The sequence below is a fragment of the Corynebacterium sp. HMSC074C04 genome, from assembly GCF_001838295.1.
Taxonomy (GTDB): Bacteria; Actinomycetota; Actinomycetes; order Mycobacteriales; family Mycobacteriaceae; genus Corynebacterium; species Corynebacterium amycolatum.
In genome coordinates this window covers 366,627-377,175 of sequence record NZ_KV836270.1, presented here as the reverse complement: position 1 = coordinate 377,175, position 10,549 = coordinate 366,627, and the positions used below count along the sequence as shown (strand labels likewise).

11 protein-coding genes are annotated in these 10,549 nt (G+C 57.7%); 7 read left to right on the top strand and 4 right to left on the bottom strand.

The features are described 5' to 3' along the window. Positions 1-263 precede the first annotated feature (263 nt). Together HMPREF3011_RS02915 and HMPREF3011_RS02910 are read right to left on the bottom strand one after the other, a co-directional pair. Entirely contained in the window at positions 264-1,136 is an 873-nt protein-coding gene (locus HMPREF3011_RS02915) for a patatin-like phospholipase family protein (RefSeq protein WP_070841120.1), read from the bottom strand. Between the two features lie 96 nt (positions 1,137-1,232). After that, positions 1,233-2,483 (bottom strand): glutaminase, encoded by a 1,251-nt coding sequence (locus HMPREF3011_RS02910; protein ID WP_069359252.1) that lies wholly within the window; start codon positions 2,481-2,483, stop codon positions 1,233-1,235. A 152-nt stretch (positions 2,484-2,635) separates the two neighbouring features. Here HMPREF3011_RS02910 and HMPREF3011_RS02905 point away from each other — a divergent pair, with 152 nt between their 5' ends. Then, positions 2,636-4,069, top strand: coding sequence for a GuaB1 family IMP dehydrogenase-related protein (locus HMPREF3011_RS02905; RefSeq protein ID WP_070841178.1), 1,434 nt, complete (start codon positions 2,636-2,638; stop codon positions 4,067-4,069). A gap of 80 nt (positions 4,070-4,149) precedes the next feature. Next, the gene (locus tag HMPREF3011_RS02900; protein WP_311199638.1) at positions 4,150-4,686 is read left to right on the top strand and encodes a YchJ family protein; all 537 of its coding nucleotides are present in this window, start codon (positions 4,150-4,152) and stop codon (positions 4,684-4,686) included. 3 nt (positions 4,687-4,689) lie between these two features. On the opposite strand, the gene HMPREF3011_RS02895 is transcribed toward HMPREF3011_RS02900, so the two are convergent. Further along, positions 4,690-5,676 carry a DUF808 domain-containing protein gene (locus HMPREF3011_RS02895; protein ID WP_070431907.1) on the bottom strand — a complete coding sequence of 329 codons (987 nt, stop codon included), beginning with the start codon at positions 5,674-5,676 and terminating at the stop codon, positions 4,690-4,692. 171 nt (positions 5,677-5,847) lie between these two features. On the opposite strand from HMPREF3011_RS02895, the gene HMPREF3011_RS02890 reads away from it, so the two are divergent. Continuing rightward, positions 5,848-6,555: an isochorismatase family protein gene (locus tag HMPREF3011_RS02890; RefSeq protein WP_083327058.1), complete on the top strand. Its 708-nt coding sequence runs from the start codon at positions 5,848-5,850 to the stop codon at positions 6,553-6,555. Between the two features lie 62 nt (positions 6,556-6,617). Here HMPREF3011_RS02890 and HMPREF3011_RS02885 read toward each other — a convergent pair whose 3' ends face one another. Further along, positions 6,618-7,169: a gamma carbonic anhydrase family protein gene (locus HMPREF3011_RS02885; protein ID WP_370547258.1), complete on the bottom strand. Its 552-nt coding sequence runs from the start codon at positions 7,167-7,169 to the stop codon at positions 6,618-6,620. 109 nt (positions 7,170-7,278) lie between these two features. Between HMPREF3011_RS02885 and HMPREF3011_RS02880 the strand changes: the two genes are divergently transcribed. From HMPREF3011_RS02880 to HMPREF3011_RS02860, 4 genes are all read left to right on the top strand, one after another. Further along, positions 7,279-7,602 carry a putative quinol monooxygenase gene (locus HMPREF3011_RS02880; RefSeq protein WP_038629105.1) on the top strand — a complete coding sequence of 108 codons (324 nt, stop codon included), beginning with the start codon at positions 7,279-7,281 and terminating at the stop codon, positions 7,600-7,602. Continuing rightward, positions 7,602-8,219, top strand: coding sequence for a hypothetical protein (locus tag HMPREF3011_RS02875; RefSeq protein ID WP_038626076.1), 618 nt, complete (start codon positions 7,602-7,604; stop codon positions 8,217-8,219). The genes HMPREF3011_RS02880 and HMPREF3011_RS02875 overlap by 1 nt, the downstream gene beginning before the upstream one ends. 185 nt (positions 8,220-8,404) lie before the next feature. Next, positions 8,405-9,271, top strand: a complete 867-nt coding sequence (locus HMPREF3011_RS02870) for a 3-hydroxybutyryl-CoA dehydrogenase (RefSeq protein ID WP_005510660.1) — start codon at positions 8,405-8,407, stop codon at positions 9,269-9,271. A 280-nt stretch (positions 9,272-9,551) separates the two neighbouring features. Then, positions 9,552-10,549, top strand: a 998-nt coding sequence (locus HMPREF3011_RS02860) for an acid phosphatase (protein WP_070841176.1), incomplete at its 3' end; no start/stop codon positions are given.

The following is a 10,549-nucleotide window of genomic DNA, read 5'->3' as shown; positions in this document are numbered from 1 at the left end:
GCTAGGAGGGAATTTCTGTTGATTGAAAAATTATGGCTCCTTCGCCTAAGAGTGTTGGCAATGTAATACCGTAACTAAAGGTGGCCACTTCAGATGGACCCTTGCCTCGGGAGTCTTTCGAAACTCTCGATAAAGTGCAGGGGAACGGCCTATGTAGATATAGGAGCCTTACCTAACGAGGTTGTTCGCTACGCAAAGGTTAACACAAGGTTACGTACACAGTAAAGAGGAATGAACGAAAAGCTTCCTAAGGGTGGCGGAAGCTACAAGCCCATGAACTCTCGAATTGCTGGCCATTCGGCATCGGCTTGTGCACGGCCGAGCTCGTAGTTGTGCATCAGCTTCGACCGCCTCCGCTCCGCCTTTGTGATGCTCATATTATTTGCGTAGAAAACATATGCTTGGCCTTTTCGTTCAAGCTCAGCAGCCCAATCGAGAGAGGCGTTGTAGCGCTCGTGCCTGGTGATAAGTAGCTCAGCCACCACCGGGTTACTGCGGAAAATCTGCCGCAGCAGCTGTGGGCGCTTAGGGGCGGTGCGGCGGAATCCCTTCGGGCGGGTCAGAACGATGAGGAACTTCTTAAAGCCGTCGGCTTCTGCGGCATCGATTGGGATACCGCCTGATGATCCCAGTGCACCGTCGACGAAGGGAACGCCATCAATATAGGGCATACGCATGACGCCCGGAATCGTCGAACTGGCGCGAGTGTACTTCATCAGCGTGGGTAGATCTGGGATATTGTCCGGCCCCCAGTTGATGGTCTCGCCCGTATCCGCTCGGACAGCAGAAATCCGATAGGGAGTTGGATTGTTCTTAAAAGTCTCGTAATCCAGGGGCATGGCGCCGTCGGGAAGCCCCGCGTCTTCATAGATGTACTCGGCATCGAAATAGCCGCGTCCGCGCAACATTGGGCGCCAGCCGCTGCTGGCCGGCTGTGCAATGAAGTCAGTGAAGCTATTTATGGAGCGCTGGATATCCCGGGAAAGGTAATTGACTACGTGAGAGGCACCGGCGCTTACCCCGCCGACCCAACCGACATCGATGTCCTCGCGAAGTAGCCGTTCGACGAAAGGTGCCGTGTAACTATTGCGAGTCCCTCCGCCCTCGAAGACTAATGCTACATCGCTGACCTGCATTTATATCCCTCCGGTTGTTATCGCGCTGCTGTCTTTCGGGGGTTACGATTGTTCAAGACTACCCGAACCACCATATTGGATTTCGGTTAGCGTAGTTTACGGCGCATCCTGGATGATGACCGGCAGCAGCCCCTCGCCCATATCTGGGTTCGGCAGTACGCCCTCCGGGTCGTAGAACAAGATCTCCTTGCCCTCGTGGCTCAGACGTCGCATCGCTTCCAGAATCAAGGTGCGCCCCACCGGGTTGACAACGCCAACGCGGCTGACGTCGAAGACAACTTCGCTTTCCGACGGTGTGGAAGTCGCCAACCTGTTGAGAACAATCTCGGCCGCAGTGAAGTTGACTGGCCCCTGAATCTCGATGATCGAGCGGCCATTGCTGACGCGCGTACCGCGCAGCGCACGCGAACCAATCGCATCGGCATCCATGAGATGAAGGCCCAAATCTTCGGAGAGCTTCCGGAAGATGGCAATGCTGCGGACGCTGTTGCCGTGGTCGTTCAATCGCGGTGAAAAGGCTGCGAGACCCGCCTGTCCAGGCAGCGCGCCCAGCAAGCCGCCGGCGACACCGCTCTTGGCGGGAATTCCGACTTCGGTAAACCATTCACCGGCCTCGTCGTACATGCCGGCAATAGCCATCACGGACAAGACTCGGCGAACAACCGAGCGGCCGAGCACAGTCTGGTTGGTAACCGGGTTAACGCCGCCGTTGGCCAACACTGCGGTCATCATGGCGACATCGCGGGTGTTGACCAGCACGGAGCACTGTGCGGTGTAGCCGCGGACAGCATCGTGGGGCGTGGTTTCGATAAAACCGTAAGCTGCCAGCATATGCGCGATGGACATGTTTCGATGCGCGGAGTCCATTTCGCTTTCATAGGCGTCGTAGTCAACGCGGAGCTTGCGGCCAGCCAAAGTTGAGAGAAGCTCCACCATGTGCTTGGTGCGAGTCTTCCAGTTGGCACCTGGCTGGCATACGAACTGGTTGATCGCCAGTGCGCCGACGTTAATCATCGGATTCTTTGGTCGGTGCGTGCCTTGCTCCAACGACAATTCGTTGAAGGCCTCACCGGAAGGCTCGGTGCCCACAATACTGTCGATTTTGTCTTTGCCGTGCTCAGTGATGGCTGCGGCATAAGCGAAGGGCTTGGACATCGACTGAATCGTGAATTCAGTATCGGTGTCGCCCGCGGTGTAGGTGCGGCCTGACACCGTGGTCATAGCTAGTGCCAGGCGGTCGGGATCAGCTTCAGCAAGGGTGGGAATATAGTCCGCCACCTCGCCAGACTCATCGGGGCGGACGGATTCGACGATTTCGGAAAGGTAATCTTTGATCGGCGTTTTCATCAGATTTTGCTAAGCATCTTTCCTGGGAAAGGTAATCCCGGTTGAGTCAGTGGAGTCCCGTTCGAACCTACACCAGGCAAGGCCGGCCACTGATGCTCACCTCTGTGCACTCTCACCGTGCGCGCCGGAAAAATCAGCATATCCTGGGGTATGTGAAATTCCTCAACAATCAGTCCGTGCCCTACGAGCTGACCTACAGCGATGTGTTCATGGTGCCGTCGAAGTCATCCGTCGGCTCTCGCATGGGTGTCGATTTGTCCACTAATGATGGCACCGGCACAACCATTCCGATTGTGGTGTCCAATATGACGGCTATCTCCGGGCGCCGGATGGCCGAAACCACCGCCCGCCGAGGCGGAATTGCCATCCTGCCGCAGGACGTTCCAGCTGATATTGCCGCTGAGACTATTCGCAAGGTCAAGTCCGCTGGGCTGGTTTTCGACACCCCGCTCGTCGTCAAGCCTCACCACACCGCGGGGTATGCGCGCCATCTTCTGCCGAAGCGCGCGCACGGTGCGGCAGTGGTGGTGGAAGACAACAAACCGGTTGGTCTGATCACCGGCCGTGATCTGGCGGGCGTTGACAACTTTGCGCAGGTGGGGACGCTCATGTCCACTTCGCTATTTACGCTTCCGGTTGACATTGAGCCCCGTGACGCCTTCGACCAGCTCACTGCATCCGGGCGCAAGCTCGCTCCGGTGGTGGACGCCGATGGTGCGCTGGTGGGTATTCTCACGCGTAAGGGCGCGCTGCGTGCGACGCTTTACAAGCCCGCTGTTGACACTGAGGGAAAGCTGCGCGTCGGTGCGGCGCTCGGCATCAACGGTGATGTTGAAGGGCGCGCGAAGACACTGCTCGATGCAGGCGCCGACGTGCTCGTTGTCGATACCGCGCACGGTCATCAGGAATCGATGCTCCGTGCTTTACGACGAGTCCGCGCGCTCAACCCGCCTGTGCCAATTGCCGCTGGCAATGTCGTGACCGCCGATGGTGTTCGCGACCTAGCGGAGGCGGGAGCCGACATTATTAAGGTCGGCGTCGGTCCGGGTGCGATGTGCACAACCCGAATGCAGACCGGTGTTGGGCGTCCACAGTTCTCCGCCGTGCTCGAATGCGCTGCAGCTGCTCGTGAATGCGGCGTGCATATCTGGGCTGACGGTGGAGTGAAGGATCCCCGCGATGTTGCGCTTGCGTTGGCTGCGGGTGCGTCCAACGTGATGATTGGCTCGTGGTTTGCCGGCACTTTCGAGTCCCCAGGAGATGTCCAGAAGGACGTCGACGGGCGCATGTTCAAGGAGTCCTTTGGCATGGCTTCACACCGTGCGGTGGAGAGCCGAAATGCGCAGGTAGAGGCCTTTGAGAAGGCCCGGCGTGAGATGTTTGAAGAGGGCATCTCGACTGCGAAAATCTACCTGGAGCCCGGCCGCGAAGGTGTGGAAGACCAGATCGATCGCATTATCTCGGGTGTACGTTCGTCGTTTACATACGCGGGTTCGGCCACCATCGAGCAGTTCGCTGAGCGGGCAGTGGTGGGAATTCAATCCGCTGCGGGCTTTGCGGAAGGAATGCCGAGGGCGACGCGTTAGCCGTCGTCAAGCCTCTCGGGGCTAAACCGACTAGCGGCGCTGCCGGCCAATTGGTAGGTATGTAAAGACGTTGTTAGGACGTGTTTAGTACCACGTGTGAGATTGGGGAGGGGCTGGCGACTATGGGTCGGCAGTTAAGAGAAAACAGTGCTGTAACGGAGGCCGGATTGGGAACAGGAAACGGTGCTAGAGCAGGAAGCGGGAACGCATTTTTCGCTCGCGCCCGCGTTACTGATTCCGATTTGTGCCCGTGCGGTGGGGGACTCTACGGGCAGTGCTGTGGCCCGCTGCACCGCGGTGAGCGGGAGGCTTTGACCGCAGCTGAGCTGATGGCAGCGAGGTACAGCGCTTACGCTGCCCACGAGGTGGATTACATCTGGCGGACGTGGCATCCGCGGTACCGCCCGGAAGTTATCAATGTCGATGACGGTGTCGAATGGGAAGGACTCACCATCATCAACACTGTCGATGGTGGCGAGGACGACCGCGAAGGCATCGTGGAATTTGAAGCGGCCTTTCATGACCATGACGGTGTCGGCACGATGCACGAGCGTTCCCGTTTTGTTCGTCGTGCGCGACGTTGGGTCTACGTCGACGGCGAGGTCACCTACTCCTAAGCGTCAGCTTTCCTTGGCAGAGGCCTTCGCTGCATTTTCCTGGTCAGACTTGTCGTGCTTGCCGTGGTCGAATGGCAGCACGGCGACAATCGCCACAATGATTGCACCCCAGATGGTGCCGAAAATCAGTGAGCCGGTGGTGTTGGCCAACCAGCCGAGGAAGCCGCCGGTAAACAGCTGCTCAAGGTTGTGGACTAGCTGGTAGGGGAGGTGCCAGCCCAGCTCGTCGAGACCGACCACCATGATGTGGCCACCGACCCACAACATGGCAAACGTGCCGATAATGCCGATCGTGTTCAGAACGATTGGCATGGCTTTGACCAGCGCCGCACCAAACTTGCTGATACCGGCTGACTTCTTGGACTGCAGGTGCAGGCCAATGTCATCAATCTTGACCAAGAAGCCCACCACGCCGTAGACCGCAAGCGTGATGATGAGTGCCACCACGATAAGAATCAGCGCGCGGTTGAGCAGCGGCTGATCAGCGACCTCATTGAGAGAAATCACCATGATTTCCGCAGAGAGAATTAAGTCGGTGAAAATTGCAGACTTCACCAGCGAATCTTCATTCTGCGGTGTGCGGTTGGTCGCCGCCTCCATCCGTTCCTGCTCAGTCTGATCGGGAGAGATCCGGTGCTTAATCTTCTCCCAGACTTTTTCCATGCCCTCAAAGCACAGGTATGAGCCACCGAGCATCAAAATCGGCGTCAGCGCCCAAGGCAGAAACTGACTGAGCAGCAGCGCAATCGGCAGAATAATGACAATTTTATTTACCAAGGAGCCCTTGGTGATACGCCAAATAATCGGCAGCTCGCGTTTCGGCGAGACACCATCGACGAATTTAGGCGTCACCGCAGCGTCGTCAACCACAACACCGGCGGCTTTAGCGCTAGCTTTGCCGGCCGCAGCCGCAATATCGTCTGTTGTTGCCGCTGCAGCGCGTGCAATCGTGGCAACGTCGTCAAGCAGCGCGACAAGTCCGCCTGCCATAAAAACCTCCCGCATTGGAGGACGCGACCAGGAGTCGTCGTCGTATCAAAGAATTACCGGAGCAATTTTAACCGCTACACCGGATTGACTCTTTGTTGTCGGTAGCTTGTTGAAGTCTTGTCGATAGTTAGCGTGCTCCTTTAAATGTGCGCGCGTGGCAAGATATAGACCATGAACGCTTCCTTCTCCGAAATCTACCGACAGGTCAACGCGGACAACGCCGATAACGCGGACAACGAGTCAGATACCAGCAACGATGCCGGCTCCGAGGAACAACAACGCCCGGCGCGCCCCCGCATGGCACTGGTAGTCGTCGACGCTCAGAATGATTTTTCCGCCGGCGGCGCACTTGCCGTCGACGGTGCTGAGGCAGCGTACACCGCTACCTATCTGCATGTCGCGGGCACAGCGAACAAGTACTCGGTTCTTGCGACCACCCGTGACAATCACATCGCCCCAGGCACTCACTTCTCTGAAACCCCGGATTACGTCGATACCTGGCCGAAACACTGTGTCGCAGGTACCCCGGGTGCGGAAATTCACCCCGGCATGCAGCGCGCTATTGCGTTTTTTGAGCAGCTCAACCCCGCTGCTGTGCGCATCGATGTTACGAAAGGGGAGTACGCCGCCGCCTACTCCGGTTTCGAGGGAACAACGGAGGCTGACGTTTCGCTTGCCGACGCTCTCCGCGCCTCTGACATCGAAGAAATCGATGTGGTGGGTGTTGCGACTGACCACTGCGTCCGCGCCACTGTGCTGGATGGTCTCAAGGAGGGTTTTTCCGTCCGCGTTTTGAGCAATCAGGTCGCGGCGGTGGACCCGGAGCGCGGCAAGGCTGCACTAGCGGAATTGGCCGCGGCGGGCGCGACTGTGGTGTAGTGCTGCTACGTTAACCGTCAAACTATCCGCCTAGCCGCTCAGCTAGGTGCCTCGGCAGCCACCTAGTTAAAAGTCACCATATCCAGGTCGACCTCGCGGAGGTGGCGGTGGTTGGACGCTGTTTCCACATAACGCCCTGCATGGGCGATGAAGCCCTCTGCTTCCTCAGCCGAGAGTTGACGACGCACCTTGGCGGGAACGCCTGCAGCCAGTGATCTGGGGTCGATGACCTGATCTTCTAATACCACGGCACCTGCGGCAATGAGGCTGCCAGCGCCGATACGGGAACGTGAAAGCAGGGTGGACTTCATGCCGATGAGGCAACCATCTTCAACCGTGGTGCCGTGGACCAAAGCCATGTGTCCGACGGTGACATCATCGCCGAGAATTGTGGGCACGCCTCGGTCGACATGGACCGTGGAGTTGTCTTGAATATTGGTGCGCTGGCCAATGCGAATCGGTGCGACGTCACCTCGGAGAACAGAACCGTAGAACACGGAGCTATCCGCACCGATTTCGACATCACCGATAATGACCGCGCCGGGCGCAATCCAGGCGCTGGAATGAATACGTGGGGTCTTATCTTGGTAGGTGAGAATGAGCGGAGTGTTCATCATACAAACCAATATAACTGTCACCTGGGGTCAGCGTAAGAAAAATTCTTAGCGAAACTCTATTCTTCGAAGGGTGCAATTCTGCTTGGACGCGCCTACAGTGGGCGACATGATTTTTATCGTTGTGAATTACCAAGTTAAGCCGGAGTTTGCCGACGAATGGATGGACCACGTCGCCGAGTTCACCGCTGCCACCCGCGCAGAGGCTGGCAACAAGTGGTTTGAATGGTCCCGCAGCGTAGAAGACCCCAACCAGTACATTCTCGTCGAGGCATTCGATGATGACGCTGGTGAAGCCCACGTCAATTCCGAGCACTTCGCCAAGGGGCTGGAGGCGATGAAGCCGCTGCTCGCTGAGACCCCGAAGATTGTCTCGCAGGTACTGCCAGATAAGCAGGACTGGGATCGCATGGGCGAACTGCAGGTCGACTAATGTCCTCAGACACCATTCGCGATGGCGCAGCCGCTTCCAGCAGCGACACCTATTCTCTGATTGGACGCGGCCTGCGTATTGGCTCTGCTGTGCTGGCCTCTGCTCTCGTCGTTGGTCTCAGTGCCTGTGGGGACAGCGATGAGGCAGCTTTGGAAGGCAGCCAACATCAGTCAAGCCAGGCGCCGAGTGCTGTTGCCTCCACCGCCGCTATTCGGGATAACTTGGCTCAGCTGGCGGCGGATACTGCGGCGCTGAAGAAAGCATCGCAGGCGCTAATTGCGAAGGAAACGGTCTCGGAAGAGACCCGAAAGATTGCGCAGCAGGCGGAGCCAATCTTTGCTGAAGAGGAATCGCAGCTAGTCAAGACTCTCGGCGTCGATGTCGATCCGTCTGAGACCAAGCTCGACACCGCCACCATGACTCGCCTCGAAAACGAGGAGGGGCCACACGCAGATATGGCTTATCTGACGTTGATGGAAGGCAGCCTGGATAAGATGCTCGGCCAGTGGGAAGAACTGGAAAAGCATGGCGGAAACGACCTGCAAGAATTGGCACGCTCTTCTCAGCAGCAGCTGGAAGATATTCAGCAGGCGCTGGAAAAACGTATGCAGTACTAGCCGCTGCCCAAACCTCGTGGGGGGAAATTCAAGTAAAAAGTCCTGCAAAGCGTGCCCGGGGAACCGGGGAAGTGAGTAGCGTGTAAATAAAGCCAGTGCGCTGTGATCGTCGTCAAGCGAATGCGCACTCGGATGAAGCACAATGCTGACTAATAGCCCAGAGTAGAAGGTAGGAAAATACGCCAATGGCAAATAGCATCTCGCGAGTAGGTATCGTCGGCGCCGGTCAGATGGGCTCCGGAATTATTGAGGTCTGTGCGAAGGCCGGTAGCGATGTCAAGGTCTGGGAGGCCAAGGAAGAGTTCCTTGAGTCCGGTCGCGCCCGTATTGAAAAGTCGCTGGATAAGGCCGTTTCCCGTGGCAAGCTAGAGCAGTCTGCACGTGACGAGATTCTGGGGCGTATTAGCTTCACCACCAAGCTGGAAGACTTCGCTGACCGTGAACTGGTCATCGAGGCCATCGTGGAGAACCCGGAAGTAAAGGCCAGCGTCTTCTCGCAGCTCGATGAGATTGTTGAGTCGGACGATGCCATCCTGGCTTCCAACACCTCCTCGCTGCCAATTCAGTCCATTGCTGCAGCCACCAAGCGCCCGGAGCGCGTCATGGGCCTGCACTTCTTCAACCCGGTTCCGGTTCTGCCTCTGGTAGAGCATGTCGTTACTCTGACGACCGGTGATGTTCAGTCGGAGCGTGCGTACGAGTACGCTTCCGAGGCGCTGGGCAAGACCGTCATTCGCGCTAAGGACCGCTCGGGCTTCATTGTTAACGCTCTGCTGGTTCCGTACATCCTCGGCGCTATCCGCATGCTGCAGGACGGCATCGCTACCGCAGAGGACATCGATGCCGGCATGGTCAATGGCTGTGCGCACCCGATGGGTCCGCTGACTCTGGCCGACATGGTTGGTCTGGACACCATCAAGTTCATTGCCGATGCCATGTTCGATGAGTACAAGGAGCCGACTTACGCGGCACCTCCGCTGCTCAAGCGCATGGTTGAGGCGGGTCACTTCGGCCGCAAGTCCGGACGTGGCTTCTACGACTACTCCAAGTAGTCCACGCTTTTAGCCCCGTTTGGGGCGAGTATTGAATTCTTACCGGTTGACGGGCGTTTATCCCGCCAACCGGTTTCTTTTATGCATTTATCAGTGAAAACCCGGCGTCTGAGGGGGAAAGTTCCCACGATTGGCGCTAGCATCTTGAAAACTTGTTTCTTTTCAACGAGCCGAAACCTCACAGTGCGCTTAACATAAGTGAAGATTTTGTCAGACCTTGGCTTATAGAGCACTTCACAACTGGTGCCTCCCACGCAGCAATCTGGAAAGGAATGTTTCAGTGTCTTCTTTGAAGCCGCACAAGCGCATTGCAACTCGTACTCGCGTCGGCGCTGCTACCGCAGCAGTGGCAGTTGTAATGGGGCTTACGCCGGCAACGGCCGTGGCAGCTCCGGTCAACCCGTTGGCCGAGCTGGGCAACCGCCTGGACTCTGTTTCTGATCTCCCAGCTAATGTGGCCGCTCCAGAGGGAATTAAGCTGCCCGGCGGTGGCTTGGAGGTCCCGGATTCCATTTCGCTGCCATCATCTTCCGGGGAAAACACCGACCCGAATGCGCCGAAGCCAACCTCGTACCGCCCGGACCAGATTGCGCGCGCTTACCCATCGGATGCCGCCACCGATAACTGGTTCTACTTCTACGTTGTGCATCCTTTCGTGGAGCTGGAGAAGAGCCACCCAGAGGTCATGGACCAGAACCTCGAAACGGTCGTCCGCATTAACAACGCTGCCAAGAATGACCCGCAGGCACAGGAACTCGCTCTTGATGACGACTACCTAGACCCACTGGCCAATATTTCCACTGCTTTCGGTGCAAGCCTGGGTCAGCACTTCCGTGATGCCTACGATGAGGATCGGCTGCCGAAGGTGAAGGCCCTGCTGTCCGGCAACCTTGCTCGCGGCGGCGGTCTGGTCAGCTCGACCTTCTTCGAGAAGTACGTCTACGGCTACGATCGCCCGTTTGTGGTGGCGCCGGAGCGCATCGAGCGCTACTACCGCGAAGGCCAGGATGACCCGTACTCGACCACGCCGTCCTACCCGTCGGGTCACACCAACAAGGCTGCATGGACTTCAACCCTGCTGGCCCTAATGTTGCCGGAGGTTGCGCCACAGATTCAGGCGCGTGCGTCCGAGGCCGGTCATTCTCGCCTTGTCATGGGCGTCCACTACCCTCTGGACGTCATGGGCGGCCGCATGATGGGCAACCAGGCCGCAGCTGACCGTTGGGCAGACCCAGAGTTCCGCCCACTCATCGAAGAAGCAATGGATGAGCTGCGTAC